General features: G+C 70.1%; 11 protein-coding genes and 1 pseudogene. 11 read left to right on the plus strand and 1 reads right to left on the minus strand.

Features of this window, described 5'->3' with window-relative positions; translation table 11 throughout:
• Positions 1 to 5 precede the first annotated feature (5 nt).
• The 6 genes and pseudogenes from ACFV7R_RS19375 to ACFV7R_RS19400 all read left to right on the plus strand — a co-directional run bounded on the left by ACFV7R_RS19375 (position 6) and on the right by ACFV7R_RS19400 (position 9,209).
• Positions 6 to 1,046 carry an ABC transporter permease gene (locus tag ACFV7R_RS19375; RefSeq protein WP_385264739.1) on the plus strand — a complete coding sequence of 347 codons (1,041 nt, stop codon included), beginning with the start codon at positions 6 to 8 and terminating at the stop codon, positions 1,044 to 1,046.
• Positions 1,043 to 1,978 (plus strand): carbohydrate ABC transporter permease, encoded by a 936-nt coding sequence (locus tag ACFV7R_RS19380; protein ID WP_385264742.1) that lies wholly within the window; start codon positions 1,043 to 1,045, stop codon positions 1,976 to 1,978. Before ACFV7R_RS19375 ends, ACFV7R_RS19380 begins: the two co-directional genes overlap by 4 nt.
• 659 nt (positions 1,979 to 2,637) lie before the next feature.
• Positions 2,638 to 4,290: pseudogene (locus ACFV7R_RS19385) on the plus strand (1,4-beta-glucanase); the annotation flags it as partial.
• On the plus strand, positions 4,290 to 6,269 hold the full coding sequence (locus tag ACFV7R_RS19390; protein WP_385264745.1) for a beta-galactosidase: 1,980 nt from the start codon (positions 4,290 to 4,292) through the stop codon (positions 6,267 to 6,269). The pseudogene ACFV7R_RS19385 and the gene ACFV7R_RS19390, both read left to right, overlap by 1 nt.
• A complete protein-coding gene (locus tag ACFV7R_RS19395; protein WP_385264747.1) occupies positions 6,266 to 8,470 on the plus strand; it encodes a glycoside hydrolase N-terminal domain-containing protein in 2,205 nt (734 codons plus the stop codon). The genes ACFV7R_RS19390 and ACFV7R_RS19395 overlap by 4 nt, the downstream gene beginning before the upstream one ends.
• A 25-nt stretch (positions 8,471 to 8,495) precedes the next feature.
• The gene (locus ACFV7R_RS19400) at positions 8,496 to 9,209 is read left to right on the plus strand and encodes a hypothetical protein (RefSeq protein WP_385264750.1); all 714 of its coding nucleotides are present in this window, start codon (positions 8,496 to 8,498) and stop codon (positions 9,207 to 9,209) included.
• A gap of 19 nt (positions 9,210 to 9,228) precedes the next feature.
• Here the strand turns inward: ACFV7R_RS19400 and ACFV7R_RS19405 are convergent, their stop codons facing one another.
• Positions 9,229 to 11,358: a glycoside hydrolase family 36 protein gene (locus ACFV7R_RS19405; protein WP_385264753.1), complete on the minus strand. Its 2,130-nt coding sequence runs from the start codon at positions 11,356 to 11,358 to the stop codon at positions 9,229 to 9,231.
• Between the two features lie 107 nt (positions 11,359 to 11,465).
• On the opposite strand from ACFV7R_RS19405, the gene ACFV7R_RS19410 reads away from it, so the two are divergent.
• From ACFV7R_RS19410 to ACFV7R_RS19430, 5 genes are all read left to right on the plus strand, one after another.
• The gene (locus tag ACFV7R_RS19410; protein WP_385264755.1) at positions 11,466 to 12,503 is read left to right on the plus strand and encodes a LacI family DNA-binding transcriptional regulator; all 1,038 of its coding nucleotides are present in this window, start codon (positions 11,466 to 11,468) and stop codon (positions 12,501 to 12,503) included.
• A 56-nt stretch (positions 12,504 to 12,559) separates the two neighbouring features.
• Positions 12,560 to 13,882, plus strand: a complete 1,323-nt coding sequence (locus ACFV7R_RS19415; protein ID WP_385264758.1) for an ABC transporter substrate-binding protein — start codon at positions 12,560 to 12,562, stop codon at positions 13,880 to 13,882.
• 2 nt (positions 13,883 to 13,884) lie between these two features.
• A complete protein-coding gene (locus ACFV7R_RS19420) occupies positions 13,885 to 14,805 on the plus strand; it encodes a carbohydrate ABC transporter permease (RefSeq protein ID WP_385264760.1) in 921 nt (306 codons plus the stop codon).
• Positions 14,802 to 15,629 (plus strand): carbohydrate ABC transporter permease, encoded by an 828-nt coding sequence (locus ACFV7R_RS19425; protein WP_385264762.1) that lies wholly within the window; start codon positions 14,802 to 14,804, stop codon positions 15,627 to 15,629. The genes ACFV7R_RS19420 and ACFV7R_RS19425 overlap by 4 nt, the downstream gene beginning before the upstream one ends.
• A gap of 82 nt (positions 15,630 to 15,711) precedes the next feature.
• Positions 15,712 to 18,213, plus strand: coding sequence for a CBM35 domain-containing protein (locus ACFV7R_RS19430; protein ID WP_385264795.1), 2,502 nt, complete (start codon positions 15,712 to 15,714; stop codon positions 18,211 to 18,213).
• Positions 18,214 to 18,279: the final 66 nt, after the last annotated feature.

The raw sequence follows: 18,279 nt of genomic DNA on the forward strand, positions 1-18,279 counted from the left end.
AGGCCGTGGCCCACAGCACGGTGCCTCGCAGCACGGTCGAGGCCAAGACGAAGACACCGGCGAAGCCCCCGGTGGCGTCCGGTGGCGCCACCGGTCCCGATGAGAGCCGGCGTCCGGGGAAGCTCAGTCTGCGGTTCCGATTCAGACGCGACCGCGTCCTGCTGCTGATGACACTGCCGGCCCTCGTGCTGGTCCTGCTCTTCAACTACGTACCGATCCTTGGGAATGTCGTCGCCTTCCAGGAGTACGACCCCTACATCAGCACCAACGGCGTCGTCTCCATCCTGAACAGCCCCTGGGTCGGACTGGAGAACTTCGAGCGGATCTTCCAGGACTCCGCCTTCTGGCAGGCCGTCCAGAACACGCTGGTGCTGTTCTTCCTCCAGCTCGTGCTGTTCTTCCCGATCCCGATCCTGCTCGCGCTGCTCATCAACAGCGTGGTCAGGCCCCGGGTGCGGGCGGTGGCGCAGGCGGTCCTGTACCTGCCGCACTTCTTCTCCTGGGTGCTCGTCATCGCCGTCTTCCAGCAACTGTTCGGCGGCGCCGGGATCCTCTCCCAGCTGCTGCGGCAGAACGGGTACGACGGCCTCGACATCATGACCAACCCGGACACCTTCCCGTTCCTGCTCACCGCCCAGAGCGTGTGGAAGGACGCCGGCTGGGGGATCATCGTCTTCCTCGCCGCGCTGGCCTCGGTCAGCCCCGACCTGTACGAGGCCGCCGCCATGGACGGCGCCGGACGCTGGCGCCGGATGTGGCACGTCACGCTGCCCGCACTGCGGCCCGTGATCGCCCTGCTGCTGGTACTGCGCGTCGGCGACGCCCTCACCGTCGGCTTCGAGCAGATCCTGCTGCAACGCGACGCCGTCGGACCGGGGGCGGCGGAGGTCCTCGACACCTTCGTGTGGTGGAACGGCGTGCGCAACCAGGACTTCGGTTATGCGGCCGCCGCCGGACTGATCAAGGGCGTCGTCAGCATCGGCCTGGTCCTCGCCGCGAACAAGGTGGCCCATCTCATGGGCGAGCAGGGGGTGTACAGGAAGTGACCGCCGTCATCGACAAACCCGTGCGCAAGCCCGGTCGCTGGGCCGCACCGCCGCGTCCCGTGTGGGAGGAGCCGCCCACCAAGGCCGGCCTCGCCGGCAAGGGTCTCGTGCTCGCCATCGCCTGCCTCGCGATCCTCTTCCCGCTGTGGATCGTGGTCGTCACCAGCCTGTCCACACGCGAGACCATCGACGAGGCCGGCGGCCTGGTGATGGTGCCCAAGGACATCACCTTCGTCGCCTATCAGGAGCTGCTCAGCGGCGGCCAGGTGTCCCGCGCGGCCATCATCAGCGTTCTCGTCACCCTGGTCGGCACGCTCTTCTCGATGACCGTGTCCGTCCTGTGTGCCTACGGGCTGTCCCGGACCGGGTCGCTCGGGCACCGCTGGATCCTGATGACACTGCTGGCGACGATGTTCTTCAGCGCCGGACTCATCCCGACGTATCTGCTGGTGCAGACCCTGGGGCTGACCGACACCTACCTCGCGCTGATCCTGCCGAGTGCGATCAGCGTCTTCAACATCCTGGTGCTGCGGGGCTTCTTCATGGGGATCTCGCAGGAGCTCATCGACAGCGCCCGCATCGACGGGGCCGGGGACTTCCGGATCCTGTGGCAAATCGTCATGCCGCTCTCGCGGGCCGTCATCGCGGTGATCACTCTGTTCTACGCCGTGGGGTACTGGAGCGCGTGGTTCAACGCCTCGCTGTACCTCAACGACCAGGACATGATGCCGCTGCAGAACGTCATGATCCAGTTGGTGCAGAAGCAGGAGGCCCCGGTCGGGCTGGGGCAGGCGATCAAGACCGGTCAGCTGTCGGGGCTGGCCGTGCAGATGGCGGTCATGGTCATGGCTCTGTTGCCGGTGGCTGTGCTGTCGCCCTTCGTCCAGCGGCACTTCAAGAAAGGCATGCTCACCGGAGCGGTCAAGGGCTGAAGCCCGAGCGGGTGGGGTTCGGGGAGCTGCGGTTGTTCTTTGGCCGCGGGTTGTTCGTGGTTGCTCGCGCAGTTCCCCGCGCCCTTAAGGTCTCTCCCCTCCCCCCCCCAACCTGCAGAACGAGGTATGTCATGCGTACGTCCCGCCCCAGCAGACGAACGGTCCTTGCCGGTACCGCGGTCGCCGAGCTCACTACCGTCTGGGTCATCGAGGACCGCGCGCATGTGTCCGGGGCCGAAGCCACGACGGCCCCGGACACATGCGCCTATGGCACGCTGACCTGCCGCTGGCGTAACGCCGTCATCGTCGGCAACGGAACCGGCGTGCTGTTCCACCGTTCCTTGGCGGTGAGCAGGAAGCCCACTCACTGGCACGCCCCGAACGGTCTTGGGCGCACTGGTCGTCCGCTTTCGCATCCCGGGCGGCGACACGGATCGCGTCCGTGGTCCGAGCCGGGTGGGCAGAGTCCCTCACGACCTGGCCATGTGGACGCGGCCAGAGGCGACGGGGAGGCCCTGAACCATCTCGCTGGTGGAGCAGGGGCCCCGCACGCTGACACCGCACCCTGCGTCCCAGATCGCACGGTCACGGTATCCCGAGCCTTGCTTGGCGCCGCAAGGCAGATAGCTGACTGTCACACGATTGAGCGAAGCCGTCCTGAACGAGGCGCCGCCTCAGCAGCCTTGAGCTCCTTTCCGGCCATCCCCAGCGCCACCGGCCGGGGCGTCACCCTCCTCGTCGCCGTCGGCCGCGCCGTCTACGCCGGCTGGGGCGACGGCGACGGCACCACGGGCACCAAGAACCTGTACCGGACCACCGACGGCACCACCTGGCACCCCGTCGCCGGACAGCCCACCGGCACGCACGCCAAGGTCCCGATCCGCGCCGCCCACGACCGCCACACCCGCGCGCTGTACGTGACGTACGCCGACGCCCCCGGCCCCAACGGCCAGTCCGACGGCAGCGTGCACAAGCTGGCCACCGTGACCGGCACGTGGACCGACGTCACGCCGGTGAAGCCGGGCGGCACCGCCCCCGACGGCGCCACCGACACCTTCGGCTACGGCGGCGTCGCCGTCGACGCCCGTCGCCCCGGCACCGTCGTCGTGTCGACCAACAACCGCTGGGCCGCCGTCGACACGCTCTACCGTTCCACGGACGGCGGTCGCACCTGGACGTCCCTCAAGGACTCCGCTGTCTTCGACGTATCCGAGACCCCCTTCCTCAAGGGGGGCGAGGACCAGCCCAAGTTCGGCTGGTGGATCCAGGCCCTCGCCCTCGACCCGTACGACTCCCGCCACATCGTCTACGGCACCGGCGCCACCCTCTACGGCACCCGTGACCTGAGGAACTGGGCCCCGCAGATCCGCGGCCTGGAGGAGACGTCCGTGCGCCAACTGATCTCGCCCCCGGTCGGAGAGGCGCACCTGATCAGCGGCTCCGGGGACATCGGCGTGATGTACCACGAGCGGCTCACGGCGTCTCCGTCCCGCGGCATGGCGACGAACCCCGTGTTCGGGTCGGCGACGGGACTCGCGCAGGCTGCGGGCAGGCCGGCGTACGTCGTGCGCACCGGGTGGGGCGATCACGGCAACGGCGCCTACTCGAACGACGGCGGGCAGACCTGGGCGCCCTTCGCGGCCCAGCCCGACATCGCCAAGAGCGCACCGGGGCCGATCGCCACCAACGCCGACGGCAGTGTGCTGCTGTGGTCCTTCGTGCACTGGGACGGCACGAAGTACGCAGCCCACCGATCCGCCGACAACGGCGCGACCTGGTCCGAGGTCTCCTCCTTCCCGAAGGGCGCCACGCCGGTCGCCGACCCGGCCGACCCGACGCTCTTCTACGCGTACGACACCGACACTGGAACGCTGTACGCCAGCACTGACAGTGGCCGATCCTTCACCGCCCGTACGACCGGACTGCCCTCCGGGGACAGCCAGTTCAAGATCGCCGTTGCTCCTGGGCGCAGGGGCGATCTGTGGCTCTCCACCAAGTCGAACGGTCTGTACCGCTCCACCGACGGGGGCGCCGGCTTCACCAAGGTCGACAGCTGCTGGGCCTCGCACACCCTCGGCTTCGGCAGGGCTGCCGTCGGCGCCGACTACCCCGCGATCTACCAGGTGGGTTCCACCGAGGCCATCACGGCCGTCTACCGCTCCGACGACGAGGCGAAGACCTGGGTGCGGATCAACGACGACGCCCACCAGTGGGGCTGGACCGGTGAGGCCATCACCGGCGACCCGCGCGTCCACGGCCGCGTCTACCTCGCCACCAACGGGCGCGGAATCCAGTACGGGGAGCCCGTCTGATGCCGACTCGAAAAGGCCCCGCCCTCACCGACGCCACCCGCGGCCGCATCATCTTCGGCGGTGACTACAACCCCGAGCAGTGGCCCGAGGAGACCTGGCTCGAGGACGTCCGCCTGATGAAGGACGCCGGCGTCAACTCCGTCACCCTCGGCGTCTTCTCCTGGGCGAAGCTCGAACCCGCCCCCGGACAGCGCGACTTCGCCTGGCTCGACCGCCTGATGGACCTGATGCACGATGCGGGCATCGGCGTCGTCCTCGCCACCCCCACCGCCTCACCGCCCCCCTGGCTGGGCCGCCTCCACCCGGACACCCTGCCCCGCGACGCCGACGGCCGCGTCGAGCACTGGGGCGGCCGTCAGCACTTCTCCCACTCCAGCGCCACCTACCGTCGCCACGCCTCCGCCATCACCGAGGACCTCGCCGCCCGCTACGGCGGCCACCCCGCCCTCACGATGTGGCACATCAACAACGAGTACTGCACCGTCGACTACGGCGACGAGGCCGCCGAACGCTTCCGCCGCTGGCTCCAGGGCAGATACGGCACCCTCGACGCCCTCAACACCGCCTGGGGCACCGCCTTCTGGAGTCAGGGCTACGACACCTGGTCCGGCATCCTGCCCCCGCGCCACGCCCACTACATGAAGAACCCCACCCAGGTGCTCGACTTCCGGCGCTTCACCTCCGACATGCTCCTGGAGTGCTATGCCGCCGAGCGGGACATCGTCCGCCGGCACTCCCCGCACATCCCGGTCACCAGCAACTTCATGCCGCTGTGGATCGGCCAGGACGCCTGGCGCTGGGCAGAGGAGGAGGACGTCGTCTCCGTCGACCTCTACCCCGACCCCCGCGACCCGCTGGGCGCACAACAGGGTGCGCTGGTCCAGGACATGACCCGCTCCCAGGCGCGCGGCCCGTGGATGCTGATGGAGCAGGCGGCCGGTCCGGTCAACTGGCGTGGTGTGAACCATCCCAAGCCGCGTGGCCTCAACCGGCTGTGGTCCCTCCAGGCCGTGGCGCGCGGTGCGGACGCCGTCTGCTACTTCCAGTGGCGGCAGTCCCGGCAGGGCGCGGAGAAGTTCCACTCCGGGATGGTCAGTCACGCGGGGGAGCAGGGCCGTACCTTCCAGGAGGTCAAGCAGCTCGGCGCCGAGCTCGCACAGCTCGGCGAGGTCACCGGCACGCACATCACAGCCGACGTCGCCATCCTGCACGACTGGCACTCCTGGTGGGCCGGCGCCCAGGAGGGCCGCCTGTCCACCGAGGTCGACCACCCGGCCGTCCTGCACGCCTGGCACCGCGCCCTCTGGGAGGCGCACCTCACCACCGACTTCGCCCATCCCGAGCACGACCTGTCCGGCTACCGCCTCGTCGTCGTCCCGCAGCTCTACCTCCTCACCGACCCGGCGATCGAGAACCTCCTGACGTACGTCCGCGGGGGCGGCACCCTCGTCTGCGGCTTCCTGACCGGTGTCGCCGACGAGGACGACCGGGTGCGGCCGGGCGGTATGGACGGCCGGCTGCGCGAGCTGTTCGGCATCCGCACCCTGCACGAGTGGTGGCCGCTGGACGCGGGAGAGACCGTCGAGTGCGACGGCTTCCGCGGCACGCTCTGGTCGGAGGAGATCGAAGCCGGGGCGGACGCCGAGGAGACGATCCCCTACAAGGGCGGCGAACTCGACGGACTGCCCGCCGTCCTGCGCAGGGGCAGCGCCTGGTACGTCTCCACGCTCCCGGAGCCGGACGCACTGAAGGGCCTGCTCACCCGCGCCGCCGCCGAGGCCGGCGTCCGACCGGTCGTCGACGGCCTCCCCGCCGGGGTCGAGGCGGTACGCCGCGGTGAGCTGCTCTTCGTGCTCAACCACGGGCGCGAGCCGGTCACCGTCCCCGTCCCGGGCACCCTGCACGACCTGCTCACCGGCACGTCGGTCACCGGCGAGGTCCGCCTGGACCGCTACGGAGTGGCGGTGCTGAAGCCATGACACGGTCCGGCCCCGTCCACGGCACCTGGGAACCGCACCCGGCCGCCCGCTGGGAGGACGCCTTCCTGAGCGGCAACGGCCACCACGGCGCCCTTGTGTTCGGAGATCCGAACGACGACCGTGTCATCGTCACCCACCACACCCTCGTACGCCCCAACGGCGGCGAACACGCCCGGCCTCCGCACCTGGCCGCCGGACTCTCCGCCCTCCAGGACCGAATGCTCGCCGGTGACCTCACCGCGGCGGAGGGCTTCACGGACGGACGGCCGCTGCAGTGGGTGCAGCCCTTCCATCCCGCCTTCCAGCTACGGCTGCGCAGACCGGCCGGGGACGCGCACGACTACCGGCGACAGGTCGACTTCACCACCGGCGAGGTCACCGCCCGCAGCGCCGACTGGAACAGCCGTGTCTTCGTCTCCCGCGCGGACGACGTGATCGTCCAGCAGGTCGCGGGCCCGGGACTCACGCTCGACATCCACCAGGACCACCAACTCCCGGGCGCACCGGCCGCACTGGCCCTCAGCCACGGCTCCCTCCTCACCCCCGAGGGCGCCGCGCTGACCCTCCGCGCGGGCTACCCGGACAGCGACCGCGCGTACACCGGAGTGACCCTGGTCGCCGTCACGGGCGGCACGGCGACCCTGGTCCCGCCCGGAGTGCTCGTGGAGGGAGCCGAGTCCGTGCTGCTCCTCACCCGGGTGCGCCGGCACACCGGCGAGCTGGACGTCGTGGACGAGACCCGGGCCCTGCGTGAGCTCCTCACCGAGCAGCCGTACGACGATCTCCTCGACCGGCACGCACGCCTGCACCGCACCGCCTACACCCGCGTCACCCTCGACCTGGCCGCCGACCCGGCCGAACGAGCCCTCTCCGGCTCCGAGCTGCTCGAACGCCCGCAGAGCCCGGCCCTCCTCGAACGCCTCTTCGCAGCCGGCCGCTACCACCTGTTCTCCTCCAGCGGTCTGAACCCGCCCCGTCTCACCGGCCTGTGGACCGGCGACTGGAACACCGCCTGGTCCGGCGCCTTCACCACCAACGCCAACCTCAACCTCCAGACCGCGTCCGCAGCCTCCGCCGCGCTCCCCGAAGTGACGGAATCCCTGGCAGCCCTGATCCAGCGTCAGCTCCCCGACTGGCGGGAGAACGCCCGCGCGATCTACGGCGCCCGAGGCGTCGTCGCGCCCACGCACACCGACGGCGAGTCCGGCTTCACGTACCACTACAGCCGCGAATACCCCCTCCATCTGTGGACCGCCGGCGCCGACTGGCTGCTCAAGCCCCTCGTCGACCACGACGAGACCCGCGGCGAACGCGATCCCCGTACCGCCGCAGTCCTCGCCGAAGTCGCCCGGTTCTACGAGGACTTCCTGACCCGGACCGACACCGACGGCCACCTGGTCGTCGTCCCGTCCTACTCGCCGGAGAACCGCCCCGCCAACGCGAGCTGGGGCTCGGTCAACGCCGCCATGGACCTCTCCGCGGCCCGGCACGCGCTCCTCACGGCGGCCGAGTACCACCCCGGACAGGCCGCCCGTTGGCGCGCCCTCGCCGACCGTCTCCCGCCCCATCGCATCAACGCCGACGGCGCCCTCGCCGAATGGGCCCGGCCCGGTCTGGAGGACACCTACGACCACCGTCACCTCAGCCACCTCTACGGCGTCTGGCCGCTCGACGAGATCGACCCGTACGACACCCCCGGCCCGGCGGCCGCCGCCCACCGGGCGCTGGAGCTGCGCGGTGCCGAGAACGACTCGGCGCACGGCCATCTGCACCACGCCCTGATCGCGGCCAGGCTGCGGGACGGCGAGCGGGTCGCGGGGGCGCTCGCGAGCGTCCTGGACGGCGACTTCTTCCACGCCTCCCTGATGAGCGCCCACTACCCCCACCGGAACGTCTACAACGCGGACGCCGCCCATGCCCTCCCGGCGGTGCTCATCGAGATGCTCGTGCAGTCGACCCCCGACCGGCTGGTCCTGCTCCCCGCGCTGCCGGCCGGCCTCCCGGCGGGCGAACTCCGGGGAATCCGCACCCGGTTCGGCGCCGAGCTCGACCTCACCTGGAGCCCGGACGACGCCACCGCCGTCCTGCGGCCCACCCGCACCCACCGCATCGAAGTCAGGACTTCCTCCGGCGCACAGCCGCTCGACCTCGTCGCCGGAGAGGCCTGCGTCCTCACCCTGGGGGCGCAGGAGACCCCGTAATCCCCCCACCCATGGAAGGGACACCATGGCATCAAGCACGCTCGGCAAGGTCACCAAGGCCCTGCTGGCCCCGGCCCTCGCGCTCGGCGCCACCGTCGGCCTCGCCTCCGCCCCCGCCCACGCCGCCGTCTGGAACTCCTGCGACCAGTGGGGCAACACGAACCTGAACGGCTACACGCTCTACAACAACATCTGGGGCAGCGGCGCCGGCAGCCAGTGCATCTGGGCCAACTCCGGCACCAACTGGGGAGTCTGGGCCGACCACCCCAACACCGGCGGCATCAAGTCCTACCCCAACTCCAAGAAGGTGATCAACAAGACGATCACCTCCCTCGGCTCCCTCACCAGCAACTACAACGTCACCGTCCCGTCCTCGGGCGCGTACAACACCTCGTACGACATCTGGGACACCGACTACGACTACGAGATCATGCTCTGGGTGAACTACAACGGAGCCGTCGGCCCGCTCGGCACCTCGCAGGGCAGCGTCACCCTCGGCGGCCACACCTGGAACGTCTACAAGGGCAACAACGGCGCCAACGAGGTCTTCTCGTTCCTGCGGACCTCCGACTCCACCTCCGGCTCCGTCAACATCCTCCCGATCCTGAAGTGGATCAAGGACACCAAGGGCTGGATGGGCAACGAGACCATCGGTGACGTGCAGTTCGGCTACGAGGTCACCTCGTCGTCCGGCGGCCTGGACTTCATCACCAACAACCTGATGGTCAGCAGCAGTTGACCGAGTGTCCGGGCCGGTCTCACGCCTCGGAGGCCGGCCCGGGCCGAGAACACCGGATCAGCAGCGCCGCGGGCGTGCGCGGCAGCGACACCCGCAGCGCGTCCGTCTCCGTCACGACCGTCCAGCCGGTGGGGGTGACGGACGGGTGAAGGACCTCCGTACGAATGTCATGTCCCGCCAAGTGGCCCAGGGGCAAGCGAACTTCGGAAGTGCCCCCGCCACGCCTCCACACCGAGAGATACGACGGACCGCCCGGCACCCGCATCCCCAAGGCCACCCACTCGTCCGTCCACCCGGGCAGACCGAGCGGCCAGAACGGCACGGCCCGCGCCAGGTCCCCGCGGATCGTCCTGTACGTCGCCACGGCGTCCCGTACGAGTGCGAACTGGTGCTCCGACATCCGGTTCAGATGGCCGGACAGGTGGATGCGGCCGAGCAGTGCCCCGCCCAGCGTGAAGGTGATCAGGTCGTCGTCGAACTCGGGCTGCGGGTAGGCCCAGACGGCGCTCTGCTCGGGCGGGACCGCCGTCGGAGCCGCGGCGGCGATCGGCGGGTAGCGCAGGGGATCCTGCTGGTCGCTGGTGGACTGGAGCTGGGTGACGGCCAGCGTGGCCCCGTCCATCCGCATCCCGCCCGAGGCGCAGTTCTCGATCACCAGCCCCGGGTGCCGGTCCAGCACCTCGGACAGCCAGTCGAGGTACGCGTGGGCGTGGCCGAGCAGCCCCGCGCCGGGTGCGAGGTCTCCGGCGGCCCGGGTGCCCGGGTCGACCACGATGTTGTAGTCCAGCTTCAGGTAGCCCACCCCCCAGTCGCCGACGATCCGGTCCACCGTCTTGTCGAGATGCGCGCGGGCGGCGGGATGCCGCAGGTCCAGCTGGTGGCGGCCCTGTTCGGCGATGCGCACACCGTCCCGCTGGAAGAACGCCTCGGGCGGGAGCGCGGACGCGACCGGGCTGCGCACCCCGACGACCTCCGGCTCCAGCCACAGCCCGGGCACCATGCCACGCTCCCGGATCCGGTCCAGGACCGCCGCGAGCCCGCCGTCGGGGAAGCGGCGCGAGGAGGGCAGCCACTCGCCGACGGCGTCCCACCAGCCCTGTGTGTCGTCGTCGTACCAGCCGGAGTCGATGCAGAAGTACTCCGCGCCGGCCTCGGCGGCCGCGTCGATCAGCGGCAGCAGCTTCTCGGTCGTCGGGTCGCCCATCAGCGTGTTCATGTAGTCGTTGAAGACGACGGGCAGCGCGGTGTGGTCCGGGTGGGGGCGGCGTACGGCGCGGCGGTACGAGGTCAGGGCGCCCAGCGCCGCGTCGAAGCCGTCGCCGAGGGCCAGCGCTCCCGGCACGGTCGTGAACTCCTCACCCGGCGTCAGCCGGACCCGCCACTGGTGCTCGGCGTCCGTGGGGCCGTTCAGCGCCAGATACGTCCCATGCGCGCGTTCGCCCAGGTCCCAGCGCCAGCCGGCCGGCGACTCCACCTGCCACAGCCAGGTCCGGCCACCGCTCCGTTCCGTCAGCGCCCCCATCGCCAGATGGCCGTCGGTGGGCCAGCTGCCGCGCCCGGCGAGGACGAGGGCGGCCCGGCTGTCGTGCTGGTGGGCGGCGACGTTGATGTCGGTGACCGTGTCGCGCAGCGGCTCGGTGTACCAACGGCACTCCGCCAGCCAGTCGTTGCGGGCCCGGTGCACATCCAGCGTGTCGGGGGACGGCAGCCCGCCGAGCAGCAGGCTGCTGACGGACTGGACGACGAGAGCTTCCGTGCCGTCGTTGCGGAGCCGGACGCGGGAGCGGAGTACGGGCACTCCGGTGGGTGAGGACAGCTCGGCGAAGGCCGTCAGCCCGGTCGCCGGGTCGTGGAGTTCGACGGTCAGCCGGTCCCAGCCTCCACGGGTGCCACTGCGGTGATCCCGGTGACGCAGCCGCGTACCGAAGGCGGTACCGGTGAAGCGGGGTCCGGACCACCCACTCCCATGGCCCAGGGCGGTCAACTCGACCAGCGGCAGAGCGGATTCGGGGTCAGCCGGCCCGGCGCCACCGGGAACTGCCAGTCGGACCAACCGCAGTGTCCCGTCGGAGGCGGTCGCGAACTCGGCCTCCAGGCCCGAATGCCCCCAGGAGAACCCGTTCCGCGTCGCATCCGCCGTACCGGTCACGATGCTGCCCCCTCCCGACCTCGCTCGCCGGCGCGGCCCGCTTCCGTCGCGTGAATCCATCGTTACGGTCTCTTGACGCCCCATGTGTGACCGGTCACAATCCTGGCATGAATGTGACCGGTCACACAAGCCGCCCGGCGAGCATCAGGGATGTCGCCGGCGCCGCGGGTGTCTCGTACCAGACGGTCTCCCGGGTGATCAACGGCCATCCCAGCGTCAAGCCGTCCACCCGGGAACGCGTCCTCGCGGCCATCGAGGAACTGGGCTTCCGGCGCAACGCCACCGCCCTCGCCCTGGCCAGCGGTCGCAGCCGGGCCGTGACCGTGCTCACCGCCAACACCACCCACCACGGCTACGCCTCCATCCTCCAGGGCATCGAGGAGTCCGCCCGCGCCGCGTCCTACACGATGGCGATCGGCGTCCTCGAATCGGCGGAGGAACCGGCCGTCGCCGCCGCCGTGCAGCGCGCGGCGGACGCGGGCGGCGGGCTGATCGTGATCGCCTACGATCCCGCCGGCGTACGGGCCCTGGGTGCCGTCCCCGCCGGACTGCCGGTCGTCGGTGTGGTGGAGACCCCCGCAGGCCGGCCCGACGACGACCGCCCCTGGGTGTGGACCGACGACCGCGAGGCCGCCTACGAGGCGACCCGGCATCTGCTCTCCCTCGGCCACGACACCGTGCACTACGTCGCCATACCGTCCAGCACCCGGCGCACCAGCGCCCGCACCACCGGCTGGCGGCAGGCGCTCAGGGAGGCCGGAGCGCCCGAACCGCGCCCCGTGCAGGGCAGTTGGGGCCCGGCCGGCGGCTACAAGGCGGGCCTGCGGCTCGCCAAGGCCCCCGACGTCACCGCGATCCTGTGCGGCAACGACGACCTCGCGCTCGGGGTGCTGCGCGCCCTGCACGAAAGCGGCCGCCCGGTGCCGGACGAGGTCAGTGTGGCCGGGTTCGACGACGCCCCGCACTCCGCCTATCTGACCCCGTCGCTGACGACCGTACGCCTGGACTTCACGGGCCTCGGGCGGGCCGCCTTCCACCTGCTGCACCGGGTGCTGGAGGAGTCCGCCCCGATCGCCCCGCATCCCGTCTCCGTACCGCAGCTGGTGGTGCGGGAGAGCTCGGGGCCGCCGCCCGTCCGCGACTGACAGCCCGGTACCGCCCGTCCTGAACCACTGTTCGCGAAAGGCACTCGAGGTACGTGATGACGAGAAGAGCCCTCCCCGCACTGGCACTCATATGCATCTCCGCCCTGGCCGCCACCGCGTGCAGCGACCCCACCGCCGGCGACTCCGGCACGGAGGGGAAGCAGACGGCGGTCGACCCCACCGCCCGCCTGGACGGCGTGAAGCTGACCATGTGGACCGCGCAGAACACGGTCAACGCGCCCAAGCAGGTCATCGACGCCTTCGAGAAGGCCACCGGCGCCCAGGTGGAGACGCAGGCGATCCCGGACCTGTACGAGCAGAACGTGCCGACCAAGCTCGCCTCCGGCGACCGGCCGGACCTGATGTTCTGGCAGCCGTCCATCTCGACGCTGCCGTTCGTCCAGCCCCAGCAGAACCTGCTCACCCTCGACGGGGAGGAGTGGGTCTCCCGGCTCGGCGACACCGAGAAGTCGCTCGGCGTCATCGACGGCAAGCGGTACGCGGCGATCGTCACCAGCCCCGCCATGCTCGGCGTCTACTACAACAAGGACGTCTTCCGGGAAGCCGGGCTGAGCGAGAAGGACTTCCCCCAGTCGTACGACGACCTGCTGCAACTCGCCCACACCGTCAAGGACAAGACCGACGCCGCCGCCTTCTACGAGGCCGGCGGCGACAAGTGGCCGATGCAGTGGCAGATGCAGGTCCAGCTCACCGACCTCGACCAGCAGTGGTGGGCGGGGCTGAACCAGAACAAGGAGAAGTGGACCGACCCGGTCGTCGTCGGCGCGATCAAGAAGTACAAGGAGAAGCTGCTCGACGCCGGACTCGCGCAGAAGAACTACCGGACCGGCACCTTCACCGGGCAGGCCGACGCGCTGTGGAAGGGCGAGGCCGGCATGGTCCTCAACGTCACCTCCTTCCAGACCCAGCTCCAGGCCAAGTACTCCACCGCAGAGATCGACAAGAAGATCGGCTGGTTCCCGGTCTCCCACTCCTCCGCCACCGGCATGTACTCGCCCGACCAGACCAACGGTGTGGTCGCCTTCAAGACCGGCGACGAGAAGCGGCAGAACGCGGCCCGGCAGTTCCTGGCCTTCTGGCTCGGCCCCGACTACGCCGACTACATCAAGGCGATGAAGATCCCGTCCGTCCAGCCGTCCGTGCCCACCCCCGACGGACTGCCGCAGACCTCCAAGGCCCAGGTCGCCGCCCTGCCGACCGCCATCGGCGTCTTCCAGGCCAAGGCGATCGTCGCCCCGGACACGCATCTCCACCTCGCCGACATGATCTACGGCAAGAAGAGCCCGCAGCAGGTCGCCCAGGCCATCCAGGACCAGTTCGCGCAGGTGGCCAAGGCCCAGGGCGCGCCCGGGTTCTGACCATGGCGGACACGGTCGTACGTACCGAGCCCGCGCCGATGACGGGCGCGCCGAAAAAGGTGGGCCGGCTGCCGCGCGCAGCCGTCCACCACCCCTGGTGGTTCGCGCTCCCCGCGATCGCCGTCTTCGCGGGGTTCTTCCTGGTGCCGAACCTGCTCAACTTCTACTACCCGTTCACCAACTGGTCCTCGTACCACGCGGACATCGCCTTCACCGGCCTCGACAACTTCCGGACCATCGCCGAGGACGGCTCACTGCTGCGAGCGATCCGCACGACCCTGATCTACGCCCTGCTGGCAGCGCTGTTCCAAAACGGCTTCGGGCTCGGGCTGGCCCTGCTGCTGGAGGCGGACACCCGCTTCAACCGGTTCTTCCGCGCCGTGTTCTTCCTGCCCGTGCTCATCTCGGCGCTCGCCACCGGCTATGTCTTCCAGGCCCTGCTCGACCAGGACGGCGCCGTCAACTCCGGCCTCGGTACGGACATTCCCTGGCTGGGCTCGACCACCTGGACGCTGGTGCTGGTCACCGTCATCCACGGCTGGAAGTGGATGGGCCTGTCCATGCTGATCTATCTCGCCGGGCTCAAGGGCATCCCCGGGGACATGCTGGAGGCCGCGAAGTGCGACGGCGCCGGTCCCTGGCGGACCTTCCGGTCGGTGCGCTGGCCGATGCTCGCCCCGGCCGTCACCTTCAACGTCACCACGGCGCTGATCGGCTCGATGAACACCTTCGACATCGTGCAGGCCACGACGGGCGGCGGACCCGCGGCCTCCACCGAGGTCTTCAACATCTACATGTTCCGGATCTTCGGCCAGGGCCTGTACGCGCAGGCCTCCGCGATGAGCCTCGTCCTCTTCCTGGTCGTCGTCGCTGTCGCGATTCCGCTGGTCATCGGCCTGCGTCGAAGGGAGCAGATGCTATGACCCCGGTGCTGTGGCGGTACGGCCGGCCGGCCCTGGTCGTTCTGCTCGCCGGGCTCGCCGTCGGCGTACCGCTGTGGCTGGTCCTCGTCACCTCGGCCAAGCCGCAGGCCGAGGCGATCAAACCGAACCTCGACCCGCCGGAGCAGTGGCAGCCCGGCAGCAACTACCAGGACGCCGTCGCCCAGGGCGAGATGCTGCGCGGCTTCCTCAACTCCCTGCTCGTCGTGGTCCCTTCGGTCGTCCTCGTCCTGATCCTCGGCGCGGGCGCGGCCTGGGTCTTCGCCCGCCGCAGATCGAAGCTGGTCTCGGCGGCGTACGCGCTGTGCATCAGCGGACTGCTGCTGCCGCCCGCCGTCATCACCATCGTGATGGAGCTGCGGCAGTTCGGACTGGCCAACACCCGCCCCGGGATGATCGCCGTCTACACCGGCATGTACCTCTCCACGTCGATCTTCTTCATGACCGGCTTCATCCGCGCCATCCCCATGGAGCTGGAGGAGGCCGCACGGATGGACGGGGCAAAGCCGCTGCGGATCTTCCTCCGCATCATCCTGCCGCTGCTCAGGCCGGTGATCGCCACCGCGACGATCATGGTGATGCTCTACGCCTGGAGCGACATCTTCTACGCGTTCTTCGTCCTCGGCGGCGGAGAGCGGGCGACCCTCCCACTGAACCTCTACAAGGTCGCCAGCGCCCAGCTCTACCTGAACAACTGGCATCTCGTCTTCGCGTACGTGGTGGTGATGAGCCTGCCCATGGTCGCCGTGTTCCTGGTGGCCCAGCGAAAGATCGTGTCCGGAATCACCAGTGGAGCCGTCAAATGACCGGAGGTCCAGCAGCGTGAGCACCCGTACCGGATCCCGCACCAGAACCGCCCTGGTCACCGCCCTCCTTGGAGTCGCCACCATGGCAGGCACCCTCCCCGCCGCAGCCCCCGCGGCCGCCTCCCCCACTCTCGGCTTCGCTCGAGCGGGAGGTGCCCCCATCCCGCAACGCCTCACCGTCGACCTCACCGCCTCCGAGGGCCCGGTGATGCGCGGCGCCAACGGCGCGCTCTACGGCCTCAGCGACGACGGTGTGCCGAGCGACGCGGCCCTGGAACCCCTGAAGATCACCAGCATCTCGCAGAAGCCGGAGGGCGGTGCCCAGCACCCCAACGGCGACGCGCTCACCGTCTCCAAGTCGTTCTTCCGCAACGGCGGCGGCGAGATCAACGTGATGATGCAGGACATCTACGCGAAGTGGCCCTACGAGGACCTCGGCATCGACGACTACCTCCCCAAGGTCGACAAGATCGTCAAGGAGATCTCGGCCGACCCGAACAGCGACCGCTTCATCTACATCCCGTTCAACGAACCCGACCAGATCTGGTACAAACTGGGCGTCTCCGACCAGGCGCAGTACGAGGCCAACCGCGACCGTTTCTTCAGGGACTGGAAGACGGTCTACCAGCGCATCCGCGCCATCGACCCCGACGCGAAGATCGCCGGCCCCAACGAGGCGGCGTACCACACCCGCCTGCTGACCGACTTCCTCACCTTCGCCCAGCGTGAGAACGTCATGCCCCAGGTGATGACCTGGCACGAGCTGGGCTCCGGCTCACTACGCGACTTCCAGGCCCACTACGACGACTACCGCGCCATCGAACGCCGGCTCGGCATCGCACCCCTGAAGATCAACATCGACGAGTACGCCAACCGCCGCGACCTGTCCGTCCCCGGCCAGCTCGTCCAGTGGGTCTCGATGTTCGAGCGGAACAAGGTGTACGCCAACCAGGCCTACTGGGACGCCGCCGGCAACATGGACGGCAACGTGGTCCGCTCGAACATCCCCAACGGCGGCTGGTGGTTCTTCCGCTGGTACGCGGGCCTGACCGGCGACACCGTCAAGGTGACCCCGCCGCAGCCCCACACCATCGACACGCTCCAGGGCCTGGCCTCCCTCGACACCACCCGCCGCCAGGCCCAGGTCCTGCTCGGCGGCTCCGCCGGCGACTCCGACGTGGTGGTGCGGAACGTCTCCCGGAACCTCTTCGGCCGTACGGTCACCGCGACCGTCGCCGAGGCCGCCTGGTCCGGCTACGAGGGTCAGCACGCCACACCCCGCGTCCTCGCGCGGACGAAGCTGACGGTGGCGGCCGACGGCACGGTGACCGTCCCGCTGCGCGGCATGCACAAGATGTCCGCCTACCGGATCGTGCTCACGCCCGGAGGCTCCGGCACCCCGTCCGCCGCCACCGTCCCGTGGTCGGCGTCGTACGAGGCCGAGGACGCGGCCATCACCGGCGGCCAGGTCTACACCCAGGGCACGGTCAGCAACGCCAACGGCTACGCGGCCTCCGGCACCAAGGACGTCGGCTCGCTCAGCACCGCTGCCAGCAAGGTCGACTTCACGGTGACCGTGCCCGAGACCGGCACGTACGACCTGGCGATCCTCTACGGCAACCAGTCGGGCGCACCCGCCACCCAGCAGCTGTCCGTCGACGGCGGGGAGCCTGTGACGGTCAGCTACCCCTCCACCGAGAACTGGACCTACCGCGCCAAGAAGGACGTCACCGTCCGCCTCACGGCCGGAACCCATGTGCTCACCCTGGCCAAGGGCGACGCCGAGGTCACCCTCGACCGCATCGACCTGACCGCCCGGACCGGCGAACCCTCGGCGTCGTACGAGGCCACCCTCGCGGACATCAGCGGCAGGCCGTCCTACGACTACTCCTCCTCGGCCGGCGTCGGCACCGGCGCCCTGGTCCTGCGCTCCGGCGACAAGGCGGTCTTCGACGTCTACGCCCCGCGCGACGCCTACTACACGGTGGTGCCGAGGTCGTCGGCGGCGGTGCAGCTCACCCTGCACGGAGAGACGGTGACGGCGGCACCCGGCCGGCCCCTGCGGCTGTACCTCGTCGCGGGCAACAACCGCATCGCGACGACCGCCCAGAACGCCTCCGTCCGCTCCCTCGACGTCTCCGGCGCCGGCTCCACCACCGGCACACTCTCCTACGAGGGCGCCTCGGCCGGCCTCGCGGGCGGCGCCCGGCTCGTCGACTCCGCGCACGCCTCGGCCGGGTCGTACATCGGATGGCTGGGCAACAGCCCCGAAAGCACCGCCGAGTTCACCGTGGACGCGCCCGGGCCGGGCCGCTATCTGCTGGTCGTCCACTACGCGCACAACGACCGGCGCGACAACGGCCACGCCTACAACACCGACATCATGTCCCGTACGGCGGACATCACGGTCGGCGCCGACGCTCCCCGCCGGGTCACCTTCAAGAACACCTGGAGCTGGGACGACTACTGGACGCTGGGCGTCCCCGTCGACCTGAAGCAGGGCGCCAACAAGGTGACGTTCGGCAACGCGAGCGCATGGGCACCGGACATCGACCGGATCGAACTGGGCCGGATCGTCGGCTGAGAGACGTCCGCAGGGCCTCGGCCACCGCATCGCCGGTGGCCGAGGCCTCCCCTCCTGCGTGCCCCC

The sequence above is a fragment of the Streptomyces sp. NPDC059866 genome (assembly GCF_042731325.1).
Taxonomy (GTDB): Bacteria; Actinomycetota; Actinomycetes; order Streptomycetales; family Streptomycetaceae; genus Streptomyces; species Streptomyces flavusporus.

Coding starts and splice junctions, on each gene's coding strand:
- ACFV7R_RS19390 (WP_385264745.1), top strand. CDS start 4,290: ATGCCGACTCGAAAAGGCCCCGCCCTCACCGACGCCACCCGCGGCCGC.
- ACFV7R_RS19395 (WP_385264747.1), top strand. CDS start 6,266: ATGACACGGTCCGGCCCCGTCCACGGCACCTGGGAACCGCACCCGGCC.
- ACFV7R_RS19400 (WP_385264750.1), top strand. CDS start 8,496: ATGGCATCAAGCACGCTCGGCAAGGTCACCAAGGCCCTGCTGGCCCCG.
- ACFV7R_RS19410 (WP_385264755.1), top strand. CDS start 11,466: ATGAATGTGACCGGTCACACAAGCCGCCCGGCGAGCATCAGGGATGTC.
- ACFV7R_RS19415 (WP_385264758.1), top strand. CDS start 12,560: ATGACGAGAAGAGCCCTCCCCGCACTGGCACTCATATGCATCTCCGCC.
- ACFV7R_RS19420 (WP_385264760.1), top strand. CDS start 13,885: ATGGCGGACACGGTCGTACGTACCGAGCCCGCGCCGATGACGGGCGCG.
- ACFV7R_RS19425 (WP_385264762.1), top strand. CDS start 14,802: ATGACCCCGGTGCTGTGGCGGTACGGCCGGCCGGCCCTGGTCGTTCTG.
- ACFV7R_RS19430 (WP_385264795.1), top strand. CDS start 15,712: ATGGCAGGCACCCTCCCCGCCGCAGCCCCCGCGGCCGCCTCCCCCACT.